Genomic DNA, 22,522 nt, shown 5'->3' on the forward strand with positions numbered 1-22,522 from the left:
CACCCGGGGGGAGTGGGTGGCAGGGATGATCCGACTCGGTCGCGGGCCTACGCCCGTACGTACTGCTCGCCGTCCCAGGTAATCCAGCCACCGGCAGCATCGGTGGTTTGGCCGCGCACATCGAGTTCGGTGCGCAGGAGCTGGAGTTCCTCTTCGGTCGGCGGTTCGAGGACCTGGACTTCAGAGGCGACGAGGGGTTTCCACTCGCATTCAGCGAGGATTTCCTCCACGGAGACCCAGGGCACTCTTGCGATGAGCCGCAGCCTGCGTTCCGAGTAGTCGTACATGGCCCATGGCGTGACCACTCGCCATGGGCCAGTGTCCCGGGGAAGTCCCGCGCGTTCGCGGGCGCCCGGTGTTCCATCGAGGAAGCCGGGAGAAGAGATGAAGTCCACCTGCTTCACGAACTTCCGGCGATCCTGGTCGGTGATGAGGATGGTGCGCCAGCAACAGGCGGCGATGGTATCGGCGCCACCGGGGCCGCCGAAACGGCGGCCGCTGCCGCCGTACTCGCCGAGGAAGGTGGAGTTGATGTTCCCGTGCTGGTCAACCTGGAGGGTATTGAGGACGCCGTAATCCATGTGGCCCAGTTGGGCGTGGACGCCGGCGGAGTTCATGGTCCCCCACTGGAGCGCATGATGGACGGCGCGGGAGGCGACCATGGTCATCATCGGCTCGAAGGGTAGGAGCGGCTCGGGCGAGATCACCCCGTCTTCGGTGACGTACTGGGCGTCCGGAGCGTAGAGCTTCTGGCCCAGGAGGACGGCATAGAGCGGTGTGCCGCCGCCGGCGGCCCAATAGGTCCGCCCGTCCTCGATGAGGTGGGCAACGGTACACATCGCGACTTCGCGTTCGGAGAACGCTTCGGCCCTGGTCATGCGCTGTAACCCTCCCGCGCGGTTTCGCGAGCGCGCATCGCTTCCAACTTCGGTTTGCCGACACGCTCATCGAGCATCTGTTCGAAGGTCTCGAAGGGCCGGACCCACTTGTCGAGGTACGGCTGAACCTGGTCGGACATGATCGCGCGGAAGACCTCGAAGACACCCTCGGGGTCGGACCCGTAGTAGCCGGGACAGGTGCCGGGATAGCTCCCGTAGGGGGAATGGACGACGGCATCGACGGCGTAGTAGGGAATGCTGGTGGCGCCGGGGTTCCGGCGGATCTCGGCGGTCTCGACGATCTCCTCGGCGGAGATGATGACCTTCTTTGACGCGAGAGCCGATTCGACATCGGAAACTCCGGTGCCGAAGATCCGCGCGTTGCCGTAAACGTCAGCCTGGTGTGCGTGGATGACGGCGACATCCGGGTTCAAGGCGGGAACGATAGTGATGGGGTCACCGGTGTAGGGGTCGGTGATGAGCTTGGCCCCGGAGTGGTCGAAGCCATCGGTGCCCCCGAACGACCGGACAGGCAGGAAAGGGACGCCCATCGCGCCGGCCTGGAGGCGGAGAGTCATGATGACGTTGCTGTACTCGAAGACCTCGAGCCGGCCTTGCTTGAGCGCCCGGTCAATCGGCGGGGCAGAGAGGAAGAAGCCGCAGTCGGCGCGCGAGACACAGCCGGCATCAACCAGGAGGGCGACATCGACGTAGGTGAACTTGCCTGCCGCCCAAAGGCGCTTCTTCCCCTGGCGGATGATCTCGTGGACGACCTCGTTGGGGCCGCGCATGAGGTAGTTGCACTCATAGGTAAGGTAGTCGCCGTCTGACACGAACCGTTCAACGGCCTCCTTCGCGGTCATCAGGCGAGACTTGAGGGCACGCTGCTTGTTATCGCGGATGTGCGCACGGAAGCCATCGGGATCGACGGCGAGGTACTGGCTCGTGCCTTCGCGCAGGATGGACAGCTTGCGCGGCGCCGAGGGGGCAGTCATGGCGACTGCCTCCTCCCGTTGCAGCGAGCGCCACCCGTCATCGGACGAGCACCGAGATGCACATAGCAGCGGCATCCGATCCGATACTGCCGCCACCGTTGTGGGCGAGTCCGACTTTGGCGCCCTTGACCTGGCGCGCGCCGCTGTCGCCGCGGAGTTGCTCGGTGAGTTCCACCACCTGGGCGATGCCGGTAGCGCCAACCGGGTGGCCCTTGCGGAGGAGGCCACCGGAGGTGTTCACGGGGATCGGGCCGCCGAGACGCGTGGCGCCGGAATCGATGAGCCGGCCGCCTTCGCCCTTGGCGCAGAGTCCGAGGGACTCATAGGCCATGAGTTCGGCCGGGGCGGAGGCATCGTGCAACTCGATGACGCTCAGGTCCTTCGGGCCGACGCCGGCTTCGGCGTAGGCTTCGCGAGCGCAGAGTTCGGCTGCGCCGCCCTCTTCGCCGGGGGCGTGGTCCCAACCGGAGTGGAGGACCATGGAGGAGATGCGGACGGGCGTGACGAGGCCGAGGCTCCGGGCTTTGCGTTCACTGACCACGACGACGGCCGCTGCGCCATCGCCGATGGGCGAGCACATCGGCCGGGTGAGCGGTGCGGCGATCATGGGCGAATTGAGGACATCTTCAACGGAAAGGGCCTCGCGGAACTGTGCGCGCGGGTTCATGCTGCCGTGGAAGGAGTTCTTGGCGGCGACTCCGGCGAACTGGTTGACGGTCGTCCCGTAGTGCTTCATGTGGTTGCGGGCGGCGGCGGCGTAGATGTCCATGAACATGGAGCGGTTCTCGCCTGCGCCTTCGCCGGAGGAGCCGGGAGACGCTTCCTTCGCGCCTTCCTTGAGGCGGGCCATGATCTCGGCCATGGCCTCGACATCGACTGCTCCACTGAAGGCGGCAAAGCTCTTGCGCTTGTCTTCGTGGTAGAGCTTTTCGACTCCGAGTGCGAGGACAACGTCGTAGAGGCCGGCAGTAACCATGGCAGCCGCCTGGTGCAGTGCGGTCGAGGCGCTGGCGCAGGCATTTTCGACGTTGATGACCGGGATCTTGCCGATGCCCGCGGAGCGGAGGACGACCTGGCCGCGGATGCACTCCTGGCCGGTAACGAGGCCCGCGGCGGCGTTGCCGACGTATGCGGCCTCAATGTCGGCGCCGGTCATGCCGGCATCCTTAAGGGCGGCTTCGACGGCTTCGGCGCCGATGGCCTTCAATCCACTTTCGAGGTGCTTGCCGAAGCGGGTCATCCCCACACCGGCGACAACAGCGTTCATCTTCATCGCGGCACTCCTTAAATGAGCCCGTTGCCTTTGATGGCAAGGGCCTGGCGCAGATATTCGAGCTCAGCTTCGCGCCACGGCGCGGGAGCTGGCTGCTGGAGCATACCGTCGGCGTGGAGTTCTTCCACCACATCGGCGGAACGCGGGAATGGTTTCCCGTAGCCGTTCATGTGGAACAGGCTCTCGAAGGGCTGGCGAGGCCTCTGCCCACCGGCCTCGGGGCTTTCGGCGGGATAGCCGACGGTCTGGATGATGAGGATGCGGGCGCTTTCGGGGAGGCCGAGGTTCTGCCGCATCTTCTCGGTGTTGCCGCCGCCAAGGAGGCAGGTGCCGAGGCCTTGTTCGAAGGCCATGAGGGTGGCCTGGGCGATGCCCTGGCCGCAGTCCATCTCGTTCATCCCAGGTTCCTTGAGGCGCTCCTTGATACCGGAGAAGAACGGGATAAGCTGGCGCTCGAGGGCGGCTTCCTTGTCATCGCCGAAGCCGAGGGCCCCGGCCTTCAGCAGCTCGCGAAGGCGGTCGGACTGTTCATCGACAGCCGCCGTTTCGACGTACCAGACGATGACGACGGGTGCGAGGCGGATCTGGAAGCCGGCCACGGGTGCGGTTATCGCCTGGATGACCTCGGGTGAGGCGGAATCCTTGAAGACGACGACCGCGCGGAGCGACTGGACGTTGCCCCAGTGCGAAGCGATCCGGGCGGCTTCGAGCATCCGCTGGATCTTCTCTGGCTCGACAGGCTTATAGGGCAGCATGAAGCGGATCGAACGCCGCCTGCCAATGGCTTCTCTGAGTTCCAAATGGGGTCTCCTTCCAGGGGTGGTTTCAGAGCCTGCTGGCGCCGACGAGGCTGAGGAGGTCGTTGCAACCGTCCTCGATCATCGAGGCGCGGGCATCGCGCATCAGCTTCTCCACCGGGAAATCGCGAGTCAGGCCGTTGCCTCCGAAGATCTGGATCGCCTGGCTGGCGACTTCGAAGGCGGTGTTGGTGGAGTTGACCTTCGAGGCGATGGAGTACTGGATGAGGGGCGGATTCGTTGCGTTGTAGTGGGCAACACGGCGAGAGAGCGAGCGGGCGGCTTCGACCTGGACGAACATCTTGAAGAGGCGCGCCTTGACACTCTGGTGCTGGATGATCGGCACACCGCCCTGGACGCGCGTTTTCGCGTACTCGACGGCGTGTTCGAGCGCGGCCCGGGCAACGCCAACGAAGATCGTGCCCATGCTGGCGTTGGCTCCGGTCAGGATCTGTTCGACGACGGCGCCGTAGGCGTCACTGCCGACCACCATGTACTCGGCGGGGATGCGAACCTCGTCAAAGAATATCTCGCCCTGGTTGAGGGCCCGCTGACCAAGCTTATTGGTGGGCTTTCCGCGGGAGACTCCCGGGAGGTCCAGGGGAACGACGGCGACACCGCCGCCCTTGAAGCCCTGGGACGGATCGATCGTGCAGAAGAGTGCCGCAACCGTCGCCATGGTCCCGTTGGAGACCCAGCCGGACTTCTGGCCGCGGATGATGTAGTCGTCGCCATCGCGAGTGGCGATGCAGTTCGCGCGGATGGCGGAGTCTGAGAAGTGGGGCTCGGTGAAGGTCAGGCTGTCGCTGCCGTGGTCGGGTTCGGTGACCGCCCAGCAACCAATCTCGTCCTGGCCGCCTCGCACAAACCGGTCGATGAGGGCGGGACGACCGGACATCATCGCGAACGTCTTATGAAAGTTCGCAACACCGAGGCTGATCGCGAGGCCGGAATCGCCCCAGCCCATCTCCTCGCTGGTAATGGCACGGAGGCGGGCGCGTTCGAACGGGGAGAGCTCGGCTGTCGTCCCTTCAATATCGGCGAGGCCGGCCTCGCGGTGCTTCTTGAACACGTCCCAGAGGATGGAATTCGAGGCAATCACATCCTGCGGATCGTGGAGCCGGTCGAGCTGCTCGCCGGCTGGGCGCATGACGTCCCTGGCGAAGCGGTGCACGGAATCGCGGATCTGCCGTTCGGTATCTGAGAGTCCAACCTCGATGTCAGTTATCACGCTGTGCGCCCCCTTCCGAGCTATCGGAGCGACCGTAGGAGTGCATCCGTCCGCATCGATATGACCGCGATCATGACCCGCGGGCGGAGAGGGGCGTACGTTCTGGTGGTGGGCAGCCCGGGCCCCCTCGGGCGTGTCCCACTTTTGGAGGCACAAGATGTTTGCACCCTCGCTCAATGTTGACCTGGAAAAGCTCAAGGGAGCGGAAGAGGCCAAGCCGGCCGCACGCCGCCCGAAGAAAGTAGCGGCACGCGGTGGCGCGGCGGCGGCGAAAGCCGAGCAGAAGCCACCTTCGGACAAGTAGCGGCTCCCCCCACAACCCCTAGTCACGCGGAACGGACATTAACGGATGGCAACCATCACGGCCACGCGCGCCCCGCTAAAGCGGCTAAAACCGCTCGATGCCTCCGCGCGCCTCGAAGAACTGCTCTCGCGACCCTACGAATATCGTTCATGGGAAGACGTCTACCGGGACCAATGGACCTGGGACAAGGTAGTGAAGGTCACCCATACACGGGTGAACTGCATTTCGGCGTGCTCGATCGACGCGTATGTGAAGGACGGGATCGTCTGGCGCGAAGAGCAGAACGCAACCTATGAGAAGTCCTTCGCCGATGTGCCGGACTTCAATCCTCGCGGTTGCCCGATGGGGTGTGTCTACAGCTCGGTGATGTACGACCCGACGCGGATCAAGTATCCGATGAAGCGGGCGGGCAAGCGGGGCGACGGGAAGTGGGAGCGCCTTTCGTGGGACCAGGCACTGACGGAGATCGCGGACAAGCTGATCGATGTCGCCGAAACCGCGGGTTCGGACTGCATCGTCTACGACAACGGCACCACGAACCTGGACTTCGGTATCGGTTCGCCGATGGAATCACACCTGTTCACGACAGGGCTTGGCAGCACGACGATCGACTCGTATGCCGGCGTCGGCGACCTGCCGACGGGGCTGATTCAATCGTGGGGACTCTACATGTCGGAAGGGACGGCCGACGACTGGTTCCTCTCCGACTACATCCTCGTCTGGATCGGCAACCCCTCGTATACGAAGGTGCCCGAGGCCCACTTCATGTGGGAGGCGCGATACCGCGGGGCGAAGGTCGTGAGCATCGCGCCCGACTACAACGCCTCGACGATCCATGCGGACCGCTGGCTGAACGTGCGTTTCGGCACGGATGCGGCCCTGGCGCTCGGCATGGTCAGCGTCATCCTCGAAGAAGGCCTACACGACGTCGCCTACATCAAGGAACAGACAGACCTGCCGTTCCTGGTGCGAACCGACACCGGCCAGTACCTGCGCGAGTCTGACGTCTATGAAGACGGCTCGGACGCGGTCTTCTTCGTCTGGAATACGCTCACGGGGCGCAAGGAATCGCCGACGGGGAGCTGGGGCTCCACCTACTCGACGATCGCCGCGGACGAAGAGCTTGACCCGGCGCTGGAGGGTTCTCATCGCGTCCGCTTGCTGAACGGCAAGACGGTGACGGTCCGGCCGGTTTTCGAACTGTTGAAGAAGCGGGCTGCGGAGTACACACCGGAGTACGTCGAAACGATCACCGGCGTCGCAGCGAACAACATCCGCGTCGTTGCGCGGGAGTTTGCCGCCGCCAAGTCGGCGATGATCTACTCATCCTGGGGCGCCTGCAAGCACTACCATTCCGACCTCTTCCAGAGGGGAATGGCGTACATGTGCGCGCTCACCGGAAACTCGGGCGGGAAGCCCGGCACCGGGATCAAAGTCTCGACCTGGTGGCCGCCCCCAAACGGTGCGCTGACCAGCGGCGGGATGATGGGTCCCCAGGTGCGGCTGAACACCGCGCCCGTGCCCGAACTCCCGGTCGACCGGGTGAGCGTCCAGGAGCTTTCCAAGCTCACGTTCCAGGCCGGCCGGCATGGACACGCGACCCCGCTGATCCCGTGGCTTTACGCGCACGACGACAAGTGGGCCGCCATCGCGAGCAAGCAGGAGTACAACGACCCGAGCCTTCCGCGGCCCGTAAAGGACTACATCGAGGAAGCGCTTGCGGCCGGCTGGCAGCCGATTTCGCCACCGCGCGGGAAGCGGCCACAGTTCCTCTACTTCTCGGGGCCGAACCCGTTGCGGCGCTGGCCCAATCCTGCGGTCATTCGCGACAACCTCTGGGCGAGCATCGACACGATCGTCACGCTCGACTTCCGGATGTCGACCTCGGCGCTCTGGGCGGATTACGTCCTGCCGGGGTGCGGCTACTACGAGAAGCCCGGGATCAAGTACACAAGCACCTACGTGCCGTACGTGGTCGTGGGTGACCGCGCGGTGCCGCCGCTGTACGAATCGAAGCACGAATGGGACGTGGCGTTCCTCCTGGCGAAGAAGATCCAGGAACGCGCCATCGCCCGTGGCACGAAGCCATATATCGACGCCCAGGGTGGCGAGCATCGGCTCGACCGCCTGTACGACGATATGAGTGCCGACGGCGTGTACGAGGCGGGCCCGGAAGGGGAAGAGCGAGCGCTCGACTTCATCCTCCAGAACTCGGCCATCACCAGAAATAGCGGGCTGGGCGAAGGCGCCTGGGCGAAGGCCGCTGAAAAGGGGATGGTGAAGATCAAGGCGGTCCAGCCTTCGGCGCTCGCTGTCCAGTTCAACTCGGTCTTCAGCGACTACACCGAGGACCGTCCGATGTACTCCTGCGGATGGTTCGTCGAGCGGAAGAATCCGTGGCCGACTCTCACGGGTCGCCAGCAGTTTTATATCGACCATCTCTGGTTCCGCGAGGCGGGCGAAGAGTTGCTTGTCCACAAGGAGCCGGTGAATGCCGGCGGGAAATATCCGTTGCGCATGACCGGCGGGCACACCCGCTGGAGTATGCACAGCATCTGGCGGGCAAGCGAAGAACTGCTGCGCCTGCAGCGGGGCGAGCCTGTGGCCTACGTCTCGGTTATCGATGCCGAAGCCCGCGGGATTCGCGACCACGACCAGATTCGCGTACGGAACGACGTCGGCAAGTTCGAACTGCGGGCGAAGGTTTCGCCGGCGGTCCAACCCGGGACGATCATCGTCTACCACGCCTGGGAGGGTTATCAGTTCAAAGACTGGGCGACCCAGAACGACGTGGCCGCGAGCCCGATCAAACCGACGAACCTGGTGGGCGACTACGGTCAGCTCCACTACCGGATGGCTTCGTACACGATGAACCACGTCCCGAAGGAAGTGGCTGTCGAAGTAGAACTCGTGGAGCACGCGCAATGACTGCGGTAACGGCTTCTCGAATTGTTGGGGCGCGGATTGCGCCGACGAAGGATGGTCCGCTCGGCCCGCTAAGCGCGGGCTGGGGAGCGGCGGTTGAGGTCGAGGTCCCGCTCGAACCGACGCCGCTCGAGGTCCAGCCATCGGCCTACGTCCGAACGGCGTGGGCCGATCGCAAACATGGGGCGACGCCATCGGTACGTGCCGCGGCAGCCGTGGCCGGTGGCGTCCTCCATGTTCGACTGCGCTGGAAGGCGCTGAACCCGAGACCGGCGATCACCGATAACAATGTCTTCGCCGACGCGTGCGCTGTGCTCTTCCCGCTCGACGGGAAGGGGGCGGAACTGGCAACGATGGGCGACGCTGCACATCCGGTCCAGGCATGGCATTGGCGGGCCGGCACCGCGATCCCGTTCGTCATCCAGGCGACAGGGCTCGGTACGGTTACCCGCCAGGCCCCGCCGCACGGTGTTTCGGTGGAAGCAACATGGAACGCGGACGAGTGGAGCGTGGTGTTCTCACGGCCGCTCGAGGAACAAGGCGTCCCAATCCGAGGCGGCGCGACCGTCCCGATTGGCATCGCCGTCTGGCAAGGCGCGCTCGAAGAACGGGCTGGGCTGAAATCACACACCCCCGGCTGGCTCACGCTGGAAGTGCCGGCGTAGGTAACGGAGGAGATCATGGGCACCGCGACTTCACGGCCAGCGAGGCAGCTGGCTATGGTGTTCGACCTGAACAAGTGCCTGGGCTGCCAGTCGTGCTCCATCGCTTGCAAGACCCTCTGGACAGATGGGCCGGGCATGGAGTCGATGTGGTGGAACATCGTGAATACGATGCCAGGCGGAGGCACCCCGCGAGACGTCTTCTCGCACGGCGGCGGTTATCGCGACGGTCAGCCAGTACCGGGCAAGTTCCCGGCGCAGCGCGAATATGGCGAGGCGTGGGACTTTGACCAGCAGGCGGTATTCAGCGGCTCCGAGCGCATCCCGCTGCACCCCCGCGAGCGAGACGGCAGTACGCCATCGTGGGGCCCGAACTGGGACGAGGACCTGGGCGGGGGAGTCTATCCCGACTCGTTCTTCTTCTACCTGCAACAGATCTGCGCTAACTGTTCGAAGCCAGCGTGCCTGGAAGCCTGCCCTCGCGAAGGGCTCTACCGGCGCGAAGAAGACGGGATCATCCTGATCGATGAAGAGCGATGCAATGGCTACCGGTTCTGTGCCGAGGCATGCCCGTACAAGCGCATCTACTTCAACCCTCAGCGCGCAGTCGCCCAGAAGTGCATCGCCTGCTATCCACGGCTGGAGGCGGGAGTCGCCCCGGCGTGCGTACGCCAGTGCCCTGGACGTGTCCGCCACATCGACTACATGGACAACAAAGAGGGCCACCCTCACAAGCTGGTGAACGAATGGAAGGTCGCGCTTCCGCTGCGGCCGGACTTCGGGACCGAACCGAACGTCTTCTACGTCCCGCCGCTGGCGCCATCCGCGTTTAACGAGGGCGGCGAGTTCGATGATACGAAACGGCGCATTCCGGCCGAGTACCTGCGGGAGATGTTCGGCCCTGGAGTCGACGCGGCGCTGGAGACGATCGAGCGTGAACGCGAGAAGACAACCCGCGGCGAAAGCTCGGAACTGATGGACATCCTCATCTCGCGGGACTGGAACGACCTGATGGGGCCGTTCACGCAGAATCCCGCGGAACTGATACGGCCGCCGGTCACGCGATGAACGGGCCGGACAGTTCTGCCGCGAACGCCGAAGCAGACCTCTACGGTCTGCTTTCGGAAAGCCTTTCGTTCCCCAACGCCGAGCTGGCTGAAGCCGTGGACTCCGGGCGCTTCCTGAGCACCATCGGGCACCTGCTGGGCCACCTGTCGTACGACGCCGGCGCGCCGCTGGACGGCCTGGAACCCCCGGGGCTTCCGGCCGGTGAGCTGGAGGCGGAGTACATCCGCCTGTTCGACCTGCCGGACCGAACGCCCACGCCGCTCTACACGGGCGTCTACGCTCCCCGCCGGCGCGATGCGATGGAAGAGTTGCTGCGGCTGTACCGCCACTTCGGCCTGACGGTCGATTCAGAGGCGCACGATCTGCCCGACTTCGTGCCGACGGTGCTGGAGTTCATCCGGTTCCTGGCAGAAGGGACAGCTCTCGGTCCCGGTGAGACCCGGGAGGCGCGAGAACGGGCAATGGCGGACGTACTTGAGCGGCACCTCTGTCCGTGGGCGGAACAGACGGCTGACCGCCTTGGCAAGCGCGACGCAACTCCGTTCTACCGGGCACTCGTGGACACGGTGAAAGCCGTGAGTTCAACGCGGTTGCGGCAGCTCCGGGCCAGTTATCCCGGCAACGCCGCTATCCCCATGGTTTCGGGTTACCGACCGAGCAGGTAGACCATCCCGTTCGCATCGGACGATGCCATCATCCCGGTCCGGAAGCGGTTCCCAGCGAACCGGCCACTCGAGACCGCGGCCTCGCGATCGGCCATGAGCGACGGCGAGAATACCGTCACTTCCGCCATTTCGACGAGTTCCCAGAGTGCCTGGATAGGCTGCCCAGATCGGGGGTCCGAAGGGACAACGTGGGCGTTGGTCATCGGCAGGCCGACGGATTCATCGATGTACCAGGACTGGTGCGCGGCGAAGACCGGACCGGTTTCGGGCATGCCCCAGAAGGTGAGTGCCGGGCACTCAAGCGCCTTGCCCACGCGCCGTCGTTGATCGGGGTCGAAGGGGCCATCGACGGAGAGGAGAGCGGCCGCGAGCATCTTGCGGGAGTCTTTGGCTGCCCGCTTGGCTTCACGGCAGGCGTGAGCGAACCCTTCGATGCCGGCGATGGCGTACTTCACCTGGTGGCGCGGAATGAGCCCGAGGAGCGTGTCGGGATCGGCGTTTGCCGGGGGGATGACGAGCGGCGCGCCGAGGTGAAGCGGCAACAGGACGGCCATCAACCCCTGCCATGTCGAGAGCGGGAGGGTCGAGAGCCACGGACTATCGCGCCCGGCATCGACGAACGTCGCCATGGAGATCGCCATCGCGAGGAGAGAGCGGTTGGAGTGGCTGACGGGGCCGTCACCGCCTTCGATGACGACTGCCGGCCGAGAGGGATCGAGCAGGGACACGTCGGGGACCGCACTGGTCTCGCCGGGGGGTTGCTGGCCGGCGACGACGGGGGCGCCAAGCCCGGTAGCAACGGTGGCAGGGTCGCCTGACGTTATGTGGAGCTTTACGCCCGAGGCAAGCCCGGCCAGGAGTTCGAGTACGTTGTCACGCGAAAGCGCACCGGGCAGGACCGCGATGCGAGCTTCGCCGGCCGCGAGCGCCAGGGCCTTGGCCCGCCTATCGACTTCGGCCCGCAGGCCCTCGAAGGTGAGCGTCCCCTGCGCGTCAATGATCGCCGGGGCCTGGGGCGTGTGGCGCTCGTTGCGAACGACGCAAAGGTCGTAGATGGAGTAGGGCGGCACTCCAACGACGCGCGAAATGCCGGCTGGCCAATACCAGGAGGGAGTGATTGCGATCGTCTTGGGCATGGCTTGGGGCCTCCTGGGTGTGGCTAGATGAGGCCGCCGGTCCGAAGAGAGGCGGCGATACCAATACAGATTACCGAAACGACGAGTTCAAACTTCAGCGCGCGGTCCATCTGCTTGATCGCACGTCCGATGCGGAGACGCTCGGCGGCGATGGCTTCGCTGGTCATATCCGGACGGGAGCGCTTGCGCTGGGCTGGATGGAGCCAGAAGGCCATGGCTGCGACGGTCGCGGCGAGGGCCAACCAGCCAACGGTGAGCAGAAGCATGGTCCTGCCGTAGGAATCGCCCAGGCTGAGTTCCGGCGAGCCCGCCCGTGCAGCCAGTTCGGCGTCATCGATGCGCAGGAACATTGCCGCCCCGGAAGCTCCAATGACGAGCAGCGAAACGAGGGCAAACCAGCGATAGCGGGTGCCGGCGTTCTTGCAGACGACGCCGACCTGGGAAGGCGGCATAGTGCGCTGTGCGTAGCGGAGCACCCACTCCATGGTTATCGAGCCACCGACATAGACTGCCCACGCCAGCGCATGGACCGTGGCCAGCAATGTATCCAAGGGCGTTCCCCTCCGTGGCGGGAAGCGGGACGTCTCAGATGAGGCCTCCCCACTTGAGCGAGGCGCCCATCAAGGCGATGACGACGGCCACGCCGAGGTCGACGCGGGTCAGCCGCTGGATCCAGGTAGCGGCCTGCATTTTGGCGGTCTGGCTGGCGGTGACCTGTGCAGCGGAAGTGCCAGGTGTGAACTTGCCCGCCAGGCGGGGGCGGAAGACGAAAGTGACCAGCGAACCGTTCACCACGAGTACGCACCAGAGCAAGAACATCGCCAGGATGGTACGGCCGTAGCTCTGATCGAGACTGAGTCCCGAGTTGAAGAACGGCCACGTCCAGTCGAGCCTACCGAGATGTTCGAGGCGGAGGACGGCAGTGACGATGATGACGCCAAGGGAGCCCCAGACCAGCCAGAGGAAACGGTCGGACGTCTTCTGGCCCATGACCTGGGCCTGTGCCGGGGGGATCGACCCCTGGGCGGGACCGAGGACGAACTCCATCGCAACAGCGCCGCCGAGGTAGGTCGCGATGGCGAGGTCGTGGAGGTAGCCGTAGATGATGTGCAACCAGATGTCGGGATCGCTAGGCATGGGGCGCCCTCTGGTAGGGGTCGTTGCTGCCGGGATGCCAATCCCGGAAGTGAGAGAGGAGCTGGGGTGTTGCCATGTAGGGTTCCTCGCCGCCCGTGTGGAACTTCCGGTAGTAGTCGAGGTCGACGTGGTGAACCTGGGCGGAGAACTTCGCGCGCACCGGGTTGATGTGCGACGGCGCGCTCCCGTACTTGTCGATGATGTAGGCGATCGTGTCAATCGCCGCCTCGACGACCCAATCGGGGATGTGGGTACGCGGATGCTGGAGGATAGCTTCGCGCGTTTCGCCGGTGAAGGGGCCCTTGTTCCGCTCGCCCCAGTTATCGGTAGGCGAGAGGTGCGCCCCGCGCTGATAGCGCAGCTCCACGACGTGGCGGACAAGCGCCTCGGCGTTAGGGAACCTACGGGATGGGGCCATGCGCGCATCGAGGACTCCCGGGAGGCCCTGGCAGGTGGCGGTCTTCGAAGGGTTGCGGGCCGGGTCGCGTTCCAGGAACGCGAAGCCGAGCCCGGCGGCAACTTCCGGGTAAGCACCCAGCAGGAGGTCATCCGAGTAGCCGCCCATGGCCCAGGCGCCGAGGCCCATGGTCTCGCAGGCGAGGCGGATGTTCTGGACGACGCAGGCCACTTCGGTGACGTGCTGCATCAGCGCGAGCTCATCAAAGATGGGGATGGGGAAGCCAACTTCGAGGAAACCGGGGCGGATCCACTGCTCGCAGCCGGCAGGCTTGTTGGTCTCCGGGTCCTGGAGGTAGAAGCCCCCGAACTGATACGAGGAGAGCAGCAGGTTGACCCATTCCAGGCCGACATCGCCGACGGGGAGGAACCAGGTACTGCCGGGGCGGTTCGCGTTGTACTGAAGCGCGCCCATGGTGTTCACATTGTGGGTGCCTGGCGGCGCCGTCGCCCAGGCGACATCGGGCCGCTTCGGCGTCAGCGTGGTGCGGCCGGCGCGGTACCAGTGGAGGACCTTCCAGTAGTCATCCGGCCCGGCGATCTCGACGGGAGCCATGCGCTCTGTGCCGGGACGATAGAGATGGACGCCGGTGTCGTTGATGATGAACAGGTCAACGGCCTGGTCGTTGCTCGAGGCCGGGACGGTGCGGCCAGCCCAGGAAAGGAGGCTGGAAAGGTCTCCCTGGACCGGGATATCGGCGGTGATGATGCCGTTCGGCCCGAGCGACGCCCATGCGATGAGCGCCTCTTCGACTTCAGAGAGGGGGCGCGGGCCGCTGGCGGATTCGAAAGATAGTGGGCCTTCGCGCTGCCGCACCACCAGGTGGCTGGACCAGTCGAAGCTCTCATCTTCGCCGGTTTCGCTGCGGTAGCCGAGGCCGATGCGGCGCGTGCGGAGCGTGGAGAGTGCGCCGAAGACCGAGGGCGCACCTTCGAACACGCGCGCGATGGCGGCGTGTTCTTCCGGGGTAAGCGTTATCGGCTCGGGTGCGCGCGATGTGTTGGGCGCGAGTGTCATGCTCGAGAGACCTCCACGAAAACGCCTCGGTCGGCAGGGACAGGCTGCCAGCCGAAGGGCAGGTAACGGAGATGGCCGTAGCGGCTCACGAGGTGGAGCCACTTCACCATGCCGGGTTCGACTTCGTTCGAGCCCTTCCAGTCCTTGAACATGTGAGGCTCCCACCCGTTGTACACGATCAACTGGCCGGGCCGCACACGGGGTGAAACTCGGGTACGGATAGAGTAGCTGCCACGGTCGTTGAAGACCCGGATCAGGTCGCCATCGGAAATGCCGCGAGCGTTGGCTTCGGCAGTACCGAGGATCGCCAGTGGTTCGCCGCGATGGGTCCCGGCGAGGACCGGGTTGCCCATGGATACCGCGTGGACCGTCCAGCGAGAGTGGCCGCTGGTCACCATGAGCGGATAGTTCCCGCCGACGGCGGGGTTCTCCTTGTGAACGGGCAAGTCCTCGCCGGCTTCGGCGAACCACGGGTGGTCGATCAGGAACTGGGCACGCCGGGTGAGCGTGGGGAAGGGGACGCCGTCCTCGACATGCCACTCAAATGCGGTGACCGTCTTGTTGGGCTGGACGTTGGCGGCAAGTGAGAGACCGGGCGCAAACATGCCCAGCCCGGAGAAGCGGGCGGTCCCGCGCTCGCGAAGGGAAGCGAGGCTGCCCTTTTCGGGCAAGGTGCCCGCCTCGATGCTGTCGCGCAGCCATTCATCCATGACCGACTCTTCGTTGTCGTAGGCGCCGTGCGACGTGAACGCGTCGCCGATGGTGTCGAGCCTTCGCGGCTGGCGGCGACCATCGAGATACTCGGTCACGCCGTGCTCGCCGGAGCGCTCCTGCACCTTCTGGGAAAGCGCTCTGAAGATCTGCCACTCTGTGCGGGCTTCGCCGCGAGGGGGCCGGGCCTGTTCGGAGAACCCGACGTGGAACGAGTGGGTAATCGCATACTGGAGGTTCGGACGTTCGTATTGCATCGCCGCCGGCAGGAGGATGTCGGCCTGGAGGGCAGTCGCGCTCATGCGGTTCTCGACCACGACGATCTTCTCCAGCTTCGGCCAGAGGTTCTTAAGGAGCGTATCGGAGCCACCGCGCTGGCGGCGGACGGGGTTCGTGGCGACGATGAAGAGGACCTGCGGGTCCGTGGATGGGCCGGGCTTCACGAGGCCGCCCCACCATCCACGCCGGGTGGCATCGGAAACGTACTCGTCGAACGGGCGGGCCATGGTCTCGTCGGACCACTCACGGGTGTTCCAGGTGTCCTTGTAGCCGCAGTGGTAGAAGTGGAAGAAGGCGGGCGGGCTGGCGGTGCCGGCCGCGACGCCGCGCTGGAGCAGTTCGTAACCGAGGATCTCGTCAGAGGCTTCCTCGTCCTGGGAACGAAGGCTTTCGATGGCGCCTTCGAGGCCCTCCATCACGCGGATGGTCTCGGCGACGCCCCGCTTCTGCTTCATGCCGAAGAGCATGTAACCATCGAGGCCGGCGAGGGCGAGGCCCTGGATGCCGGTGCCGGGGCGTCCCCAGTTGCCGGTGAGCGCGAGGAAGAGGCACATTGCCCGTTCCATGAGGTCGCCGTGGTAGTACTTCGGGGTGTTGAAGCCTTCGATGATCTTCGTGCGCTTGCGGGCTGCATCGCGGGCCAGGTTGCGGATAACTTCGGGATTGATACCGCAAATCGGGCCGGCCTTCTCGGGTGTGTATTCGGCGAGCTGCTCACGCAGGAGCTCGAAGACGGTCGTGACTTCGATGGTGCTCCCATCGACGGCGGTGGCGGTAAACGTGCCTTCGAGCGCGGGGTCGGATTCATCGAGCATCAGCGAGCCGCGTGGGGCGATCTCGACGGCGCCGGTGGCGTTGTCCCACCAGTAGAACTGGTCTTCGCGCTCTCCCTCCAGGAGTTCCGGGCCGCGCACGAACCGGCGGGACTCGCGGTGGACCAGGAGGGTCAGGTCAGTCTGTGACCGGACGAAGTCGGTGTGGTAGAGGCCCTCTTCAATGATGACCTGGCACATTGAGAGGGCGAGCGCCGCATCCGTGGCCGGGCGGATCGGGACGAAGCTTTCCGCCATCAACGCCGAGGGACTGTAGTCCGGTGCGATGCAGACGACCTGCGAGCCGTTGTAGCGCGCTTCGGTGATGAAGTGGGCGTAGGGGATCGACGTGTACGACGGGTTCGAGTGCCAGATGAGGATGAGCTCGGAATGGAACGTGTCGTCCACGGAGCTGGCACAGGAGAACTTGCCGAAGGTGATGTGGTGGCCTGCGGGAAAGTCGTTGATGAGGCCGTTGGCATCGAGGGTGGTGGCGCCCAGGAGGCCGGCGAAGCGAAGGTAGGCGGCCTGAGCGAGGAGGCCGCCTTCGACGGTTTCTTCGAAGACGACGGACTCGGGCCCCTCGAGGTCGATGGCCTCGATGACGGCATCGGCGACCTCTTCGAGGGCTTCATCCCAGGAAATTTGTTCCCACTCGCCCGAGCCCCGCTCGCCCTTGCGGCGCATAGGGTGGAGCAGGCGGTCGGGCGAATCGAGCTGAATGCTCCAGGCGCTGCCCTTCTGGCAGGACATGGGGTTCATATCCGGCACGCCGTCCTCAACTTGTTCGAAGACGGCTGCCGGCTCCTCGAACAGGATTTCCCCGTCCCGGGTGTAGACCCGGTAGGGACAGGTGGCGAGGCAGTTGAGGCAGTGCGTGCCGAAAGTGGCCCGTTCCCAGCTCCAACGCTGGCGGTACCGGGAAGCTGAAATGGGGGTCATCGCTTCACTTCGCTTTGCGGAGATGTGCGGCTTTAGCCGACGAGGACACCGGAGACGTACTGGCTATCGGCGGCGGCAAACCCCGCGACCGTGTCTACCACCCACTCCCAGTACGGCCAGGTCTTCGCCTCATGCGTCTTCTCGGCCAGCTTCGGTACCCAGCCGGTGAGCTGGCGTTCGAGGAAGTCGTGCTGAGCACGGCGATATGACGTTTGGAGGCGAGGCGAAGGAGAAACCGCTTCCTTAAAGGTGAGGTACTTCATGAATTCGAGCTCGGTGGCCAGATGGTCGGCCGGGCGCGGATCCTCGGCCGACGTTGTGAGGCCGAAGTACTCGTAGAAGCGGACAACCTCTTCGAGGCGTTGCATACGGTCGCCGCCATACGCCCCGCCGAAAAGCGAGGCGGGCGGACCACCGGTGGCGCCGACTTCGAAGACGCGGAGGAATTCCGCCTGGAAGTCCTCGCGGCTCACGGAGGCGTCGATCGTGCCGTTGCCGAAGGAGAACGGGAAGCCGAGGAGCTTCCCGGCATCGGTAAGGCGGTCGCCCCACTCACCCGCGAGGGCGGCCGTGTAGGCGTCTTCATCGGGCACCGAGACAAGCCGGGCGAGCAACTGGTAGACCCCGGTCCGGGCGGTGACCTCGTTGTCGGGCAACTCCATTTCGGGGAGCGCTCCGCCATCGACCTGAAGGCCGGCGAGTGAGTAGACGAACATGGTTAAGCCCCCTGGTGTCCGTTGCCGCCAGGCGTGAGCGTGGCGGGGTCGACAGTAAACGGCCCAAGCAGTTCCTGCCACTTGTAGGCGATGAGCGTCTTCAGCATCTCTGAGGAGCCGCCTTCGCGGACAGAGTCCATCTCGCTCTTGAGGGTGGCCAGAGCCTGGTGCACGGACGGCCCGAAGAGGGACTCGAGGTACTCCGGCGGGATGCGCGGAGTCTCGGTGTCGATGCTCATGTCCTCGTTGAGGCGGTATGGCGAGAGCGGCGGGACGTAGTACACGTTCGGGCCGGTACCGGCTTCCGCATGGAGCGGGAGCGCGATCTTCCATTCGCGGACGAGTTTGTGCACCGGGCTGTCTTCATCTTCGAGGTAGCCGATGAAGACAGCCCGGCCCGGGCACTGGCGAACGCAAGCAGGCGCAACTCCGGCTTCGATCCGGGGGAAGCAGCCGATGCACTGCTGTCCGACGTGGCGTTCGTAGTTGAAGTAGACCTTCTTGTAGGGACAGGCTTCCATGCAAAACCTGTCGCCCATGCAAGTCTCTTCGTCCCGTAACACCAGCCCGTCGTCGGTCTTATGGAGTGCCCCCGTGGGGCAGGCGGTCATGCAGACCGGGTTGGAGCAGTGGTTGCACTGCCGGGGAAGATAGAAGTAGTAGGAGTTCGGCCATTCGCCGGCGCCCTGGTCTTCGTCCCAGTTCATTGCCCAGCGGTTTTCGCGAGGGGCCTGGGGCTCGAGGTGGGCCTTGCCGGAGGTGCCTCCGTAGAAGACCTCGTCGTAGTTGAACTCGAAGCCGCCACCGAACTCCTCGCGGGTCGGCTGGTGGCCGGGGAGAGGCTTGCCGGTGGTGGTATCGACGCCGCCGCCCATGGTTTCCCAGGCCTTCGGCGTGCCGAGGCCAGGCATGGTGTTGACGGACATCCACCAGTGGTGCTTTTCGCCTTCTTCGCGAGTCCAGAGGACTTTGCAGGCCACAGAGCACGTCTGACAGCCGATGCACTTGTTCAGGTCGTACACCCAGGCGAGTTGGCGGACCTTTGCTTCAGTTGTTGCAGCCATGGTCTTACTCCATTTCCAGCGGGAGCCATTCCTGGCTCACTGCGGCAAGGCCGGCACGCTCATCGCGCGAGCCGTTCCAAACGGCGAGGGCGACTTTGCGCTTTTGCGCGACATCGGCGGGCCCGCTGAGGACGACGCTCCAGCGGCCATTGGCGAGGACGCCGTTCGCACCGAGGTTGGCGGTGGCATCCTTGGTGACGACGCCGGGGCCCGACGAGATGAGGCGAAGGGGGCCGGGACGGCCCTGTTCCCAGAACCAGAGAGCGAGCGGCTTCTCGGCATCGCCCATGGTTGCGAGGACGCCGCTTCCGTTCGTGGGGAAGATGGCGCTCACGGCATCCTGGAACTCGTGGTTCGGGACGGGGTCATCAGCCCATTCGACGCGGAGGTAGAGCCGGTCGCCGTCACTGGCGGCCTTCACCTGCGCCTCGGCCGTCTGGCCGTAGTCGCGGTCTCTCCACGCTTCGCGGATGTACTCGGTTGGTTGGGCCTCGAGCGCGACCGGGGCGAGTGAGACCCGGACGTTCTCAACGGACTGCCATGCGGCGGCGGCCGGGTCTGCCAGCGCGCCAGTGAGTTTCGCGACCTTCATTAGTCGACCTCCGCTTTTTCGAAATCACACCGGGTCCAGCGTTCGGCCGGTACCGGCTGCCATTCTGCCCCGAGGTGGCTGAGGTGGCCGTAGCCGCCTGCGAAACCAATCCACTTCACCATCCCCGGTTCAATCTCGTTGGCTCCGCTCCACTCGGGGTATTGGAACCCGGCCCAACCGTTGTAGGAGATGAGCTGGCCACGCTTCACGTTCGGGGCGACACGGGCACGGCTCTTGAATTGGCTAACGTCGTTCCAGATGCGGATGAGATCCCCATCTTTGACACCGCGGTCGGCGGCGTCATCGGTATTCACGACCACATCGGGTTCTCCACGGTGAGTGCCAAGGATGACCCAGTTGGCCTGGTTCATGGTGTGGATGCTCCAGCGGTTGTGGCCGGAAGTCATGCCGATCGGGTAGTCGCCACCCATGTTCGGGTTCGGCTTGTAGGTCGGCAGTTCTTCGTGGGCTTCGAGGAACCACTCGTGGTCGATGTAGAACTGCGCGCGGCGAGCGTACGTAGGGAACGGAGTGCCGCGCTCGGTGTTGTCGCGGAAGGGGACGTGCGTCTCGTTCGGCTTGATTGGCGATGCCTGGGCGAGCGCCATCGGGGAGAGTCCCCAGTCGATGAAGCGGACGTGGCCTTTTTCCCGCAGGGTTCGCAGGCTGGTGCCCATGGGGAGCGTGCCGGCGAGGGCGGAGTCGCGGATCTGTTCGTCGGCGAGCCGCTCCTCATCGAGGAGGAAGCCCTTCATCGAGTAGGCGCCGGGCAACGCTGCGTAGCGGCGGGTCATGCCCTTGGTGTCCTTGTAGGCGGTCAGGCCCCGTTCGCTGGCGCGCTCGGCGATCTTTTCGAAGATCGCGTGGTAAATCTGCCACTCGTTGCGGGCTTCGCCGGCGGGCTCGGCCGCCTTGTCGCTGAAGGTGAGGTTCATGAGGTGCGGCGTCGGGATGTGGAAGCCGATCTTCTCGTAATGCTGGGCCGCAGGGAGGACGTAGTCGCTGTAGAGGCCCGTCTGGCTGATGCGGAAGTCGATCGAGACGATGAGGTCCAGCTTCGGCCAGAGGGTATTGAGGAGCGCCTTCTTGCCGCCACGCGTGCGGCGAAGCATGTTCCCGCCGCATTCGATGAGGACGCGAGGCGGGTCTTCGGGGCGCGGGTGATCCATGCCTTCCCACCAGCCCTTGCTGATGGCCTCGTTGAAGTACTCATCGAACGAGCGCGGGAGCGAGTCATCGCCCCAGCCCGGCGTATTCCAGCGTTCCTGGTAGTTCGCCTGCCAGTACCACCAGAAGGCTGGCGGGCTCGATGTCGAGGCGTTGGGGTGCGCCGATGACTCCCCGTCGTCGCCACCGGACAGCATGCCGCCCAGACCGCCCGGCGAGCGCTGCAGCTTTTCTGACATCTGGCCCATGCGTTTGACCGCGATCTCGGTCGTCGCCGTCGGGTCCATCTGCTTGAAGGCGGCGATAGCGGCGTCGCGGCCGGAGAGGACGATTTCCGTGTTGGCCGCCCCTGGACCGGGCTTGTTGACGGCGATGAAGGCGCCATCGTGCATGCCGGAGGCCCAGCAGCGGATGCCGGTGCCCTTCTTGCCCCAGTTGCCGGTAACGGCCAGGAGGAGCGCCTGGGCACGTTCCATGAGGTCGCCGTGGTAGAACTTGCAGGCGTTGTAGCCAAGCATGATGTTCGTGCGCTTGGTCGCGCACTTGCGGGCGATGGTCCGGATGACATCCGGGTGGACGCCGGTGATCGGCTGCTGCTTCTCTGGCGTGTACTTCTCGTTGAGGTGCTGCTTGAGGAAGTCATATGCCGACCGAACCTGGACCGTCGATCCGTTCTTGAGCTGGACATCGAAGGTGCCCTCGAGGGCGATATCGACGTCCTTCAAGAAGATATTGGCGCGGTCCGCTTTGCGGATACCTGAACCGACGGCCCACTGGTACATCTGGTCTTCCGGGCCTTGACCTTCGACATCCGCCTGGCGCAGGTAGCGGCGCGTATCGGTGCGGACGAGGAAGCCGAGGTCTGTCTGTTCCTTGATGAACTTCCAGTTCGCGAGGCCCTCTTCGAGGATGACCTGGACGAGGGCGAGGCCGAAGGCCGGGTCGGTGCCGCCGTTGATGGGCACCTGGATATCGGCGTGGAGGTGGGAAGGGTTCACATCCGGGGAGATGTTGATGACTTCGGCTCCGTTGTACCGGGCTTCGGCGATGAAGTGGTAGAACGGGATGCGCGTGTAGATGGGGTTCATGTGCCAGATGAGGACGACTTCGGAGTGGAACCAGTCATCGGCTGAGGAAACCTGGCTGAAGCGCCCGAAGGTTTCGTAGAGGCCGATGGAGAAGTCGTTGATCGAACCGTTCAGGTCGAGCCCGTGGCCACCGAGTGTGCTGAAGAACTTGTTGGTCGGGATGACGGTGGCCATCTCCGGGGTGCCCTCGTGGGCGATACTCGAGGGACCACCGGCCTCGATGGCATCGATCATGCGATCCGCGATGTCGGTGAGTGCTTCGTCCCAGGTGACGCGATTCCAGCGGCCCTCGCCGCGTTCACCGACCCTCTTCAGGGGGTAGAGGAGCCGGTCCGGCCCGTAGAGCGACTGGCTCCACGAGGCGCCCTTCTGGCAACCCATGGGGTTGAAATCGGGGACACCGGGCTCGATGGTCTGGAACGACCCGGACTGTTCTTCTCGCCAGACCTGTCCGCCGCGGACGTATACGCGCATTGGGCAGTTTCCTGGGTAACAGTCGACGCAGTGGGTGCCCCAGTAAACGGCGTCCCAGTCCCACTTCTTGCGGTAGAGATCGCTGGGGCTCGTGTAGATCCGGTCTGACTCTGCTGCCTTCATGCCGGGAAT

General features: G+C 64.9%; 19 protein-coding genes. 5 read left to right on the plus strand and 14 right to left on the minus strand.

Annotated features, from left to right (window positions below):
- Nucleotides 1–47: 47 nt before the first annotated feature.
- Genes IPG14_RS09480 through IPG14_RS09500 form a run of 5 tightly spaced genes read right to left on the minus strand, consistent with a single transcriptional unit; the run spans nucleotide 48 to nucleotide 5,174 of the window.
- Nucleotides 48–878, minus strand: coding sequence for a CoA-transferase (locus tag IPG14_RS09480; protein ID WP_343384025.1), 831 nt, complete (start codon nucleotides 876–878; stop codon nucleotides 48–50).
- Nucleotides 875–1,873: a CoA-transferase gene (locus IPG14_RS09485; protein WP_343391644.1), complete on the minus strand. Its 999-nt coding sequence runs from the start codon at nucleotides 1,871–1,873 to the stop codon at nucleotides 875–877. Before IPG14_RS09485 ends, IPG14_RS09480 begins: the two co-directional genes overlap by 4 nt.
- A 37-nt stretch (nucleotides 1,874–1,910) precedes the next feature.
- Complete coding sequence (locus tag IPG14_RS09490) at nucleotides 1,911–3,146, minus strand: thiolase family protein (RefSeq protein WP_343384023.1); 1,236 nt, start codon at nucleotides 3,144–3,146, stop codon at nucleotides 1,911–1,913.
- An 11-nt stretch (nucleotides 3,147–3,157) separates the two neighbouring features.
- The gene (locus tag IPG14_RS09495) at nucleotides 3,158–3,946 is read right to left on the minus strand and encodes a nitroreductase family protein (RefSeq protein ID WP_343384022.1); all 789 of its coding nucleotides are present in this window, start codon (nucleotides 3,944–3,946) and stop codon (nucleotides 3,158–3,160) included.
- Between the two features lie 25 nt (nucleotides 3,947–3,971).
- Nucleotides 3,972–5,174, minus strand: a complete 1,203-nt coding sequence (locus tag IPG14_RS09500) for an acyl-CoA dehydrogenase family protein (RefSeq protein WP_343391645.1) — start codon at nucleotides 5,172–5,174, stop codon at nucleotides 3,972–3,974.
- Nucleotides 5,175–5,331: 157 nt separating this feature from the next.
- Between IPG14_RS09500 and IPG14_RS09505 the strand changes: the two genes are divergently transcribed.
- Genes IPG14_RS09505 through IPG14_RS09525 form a run of 5 tightly spaced genes read left to right on the plus strand, consistent with a single transcriptional unit; the run spans nucleotide 5,332 to nucleotide 10,798 of the window.
- The gene (locus IPG14_RS09505) at nucleotides 5,332–5,478 is read left to right on the plus strand and encodes a hypothetical protein (RefSeq protein ID WP_343384020.1); all 147 of its coding nucleotides are present in this window, start codon (nucleotides 5,332–5,334) and stop codon (nucleotides 5,476–5,478) included.
- Between the two features lie 45 nt (nucleotides 5,479–5,523).
- Nucleotides 5,524–8,406, plus strand: coding sequence for a molybdopterin-dependent oxidoreductase (locus tag IPG14_RS09510; RefSeq protein ID WP_343384019.1), 2,883 nt, complete (start codon nucleotides 5,524–5,526; stop codon nucleotides 8,404–8,406).
- Nucleotides 8,403–9,068, plus strand: a complete 666-nt coding sequence (locus IPG14_RS09515; RefSeq protein WP_343384018.1) for an ethylbenzene dehydrogenase-related protein — start codon at nucleotides 8,403–8,405, stop codon at nucleotides 9,066–9,068. The genes IPG14_RS09510 and IPG14_RS09515 overlap by 4 nt, the downstream gene beginning before the upstream one ends.
- Before the next feature lie 15 nt (nucleotides 9,069–9,083).
- Nucleotides 9,084–10,133, plus strand: a complete 1,050-nt coding sequence (locus IPG14_RS09520) for a 4Fe-4S dicluster domain-containing protein (RefSeq protein WP_343384017.1) — start codon at nucleotides 9,084–9,086, stop codon at nucleotides 10,131–10,133.
- Entirely contained in the window at nucleotides 10,130–10,798 is a 669-nt protein-coding gene (locus IPG14_RS09525) for a molecular chaperone TorD family protein (protein ID WP_343384016.1), read from the plus strand. Before IPG14_RS09520 ends, IPG14_RS09525 begins: the two co-directional genes overlap by 4 nt.
- Here the strand turns inward: IPG14_RS09525 and IPG14_RS09530 are convergent.
- Genes IPG14_RS09530 through IPG14_RS09570 form a run of 9 tightly spaced genes read right to left on the minus strand, consistent with a single transcriptional unit; the run spans nucleotide 10,780 to nucleotide 22,513 of the window.
- The gene (locus IPG14_RS09530; protein ID WP_343388521.1) at nucleotides 10,780–11,934 is read right to left on the minus strand and encodes an AMP-binding protein; all 1,155 of its coding nucleotides are present in this window, start codon (nucleotides 11,932–11,934) and stop codon (nucleotides 10,780–10,782) included. The two genes, IPG14_RS09525 and IPG14_RS09530, sit on opposite strands and share 19 nt — an antisense overlap.
- A 23-nt stretch (nucleotides 11,935–11,957) precedes the next feature.
- Complete coding sequence (locus IPG14_RS09535) at nucleotides 11,958–12,485, minus strand: hypothetical protein (RefSeq protein ID WP_343384014.1); 528 nt, start codon at nucleotides 12,483–12,485, stop codon at nucleotides 11,958–11,960.
- 34 nt (nucleotides 12,486–12,519) lie between these two features.
- Entirely contained in the window at nucleotides 12,520–13,071 is a 552-nt protein-coding gene (locus IPG14_RS09540; RefSeq protein ID WP_343384013.1) for a CopD family protein, read from the minus strand.
- A complete protein-coding gene (locus IPG14_RS09545; RefSeq protein ID WP_343384012.1) occupies nucleotides 13,064–14,545 on the minus strand; it encodes a hypothetical protein in 1,482 nt (493 codons plus the stop codon). The genes IPG14_RS09540 and IPG14_RS09545 overlap by 8 nt, the downstream gene beginning before the upstream one ends.
- Nucleotides 14,542–17,289 carry a molybdopterin-dependent oxidoreductase gene (locus IPG14_RS09550; RefSeq protein WP_343391646.1) on the minus strand — a complete coding sequence of 916 codons (2,748 nt, stop codon included), beginning with the start codon at nucleotides 17,287–17,289 and terminating at the stop codon, nucleotides 14,542–14,544. The genes IPG14_RS09545 and IPG14_RS09550 overlap by 4 nt, the downstream gene beginning before the upstream one ends.
- 32 nt (nucleotides 17,290–17,321) lie before the next feature.
- The gene (locus tag IPG14_RS09555) at nucleotides 17,322–18,005 is read right to left on the minus strand and encodes a molecular chaperone TorD family protein (RefSeq protein WP_343384010.1); all 684 of its coding nucleotides are present in this window, start codon (nucleotides 18,003–18,005) and stop codon (nucleotides 17,322–17,324) included.
- 2 nt (nucleotides 18,006–18,007) lie between these two features.
- A complete protein-coding gene (locus IPG14_RS09560; RefSeq protein ID WP_343384009.1) occupies nucleotides 18,008–19,069 on the minus strand; it encodes a 4Fe-4S dicluster domain-containing protein in 1,062 nt (353 codons plus the stop codon).
- Between the two features lie 4 nt (nucleotides 19,070–19,073).
- Nucleotides 19,074–19,661, minus strand: coding sequence for an ethylbenzene dehydrogenase-related protein (locus IPG14_RS09565; protein WP_343384008.1), 588 nt, complete (start codon nucleotides 19,659–19,661; stop codon nucleotides 19,074–19,076).
- On the minus strand, nucleotides 19,661–22,513 hold the full coding sequence (locus tag IPG14_RS09570) for a molybdopterin-dependent oxidoreductase (RefSeq protein ID WP_343391647.1): 2,853 nt from the start codon (nucleotides 22,511–22,513) through the stop codon (nucleotides 19,661–19,663). The genes IPG14_RS09565 and IPG14_RS09570 overlap by 1 nt, the downstream gene beginning before the upstream one ends.
- Nucleotides 22,514–22,522 lie beyond the last annotated feature (9 nt).

The sequence above is a fragment of the Candidatus Amarobacter glycogenicus genome (genome assembly GCF_016704105.1).
GTDB classification, from domain to species: Bacteria; Chloroflexota; Dehalococcoidia; order Tepidiformales; family Tepidiformaceae; genus Amarobacter; species Amarobacter glycogenicus.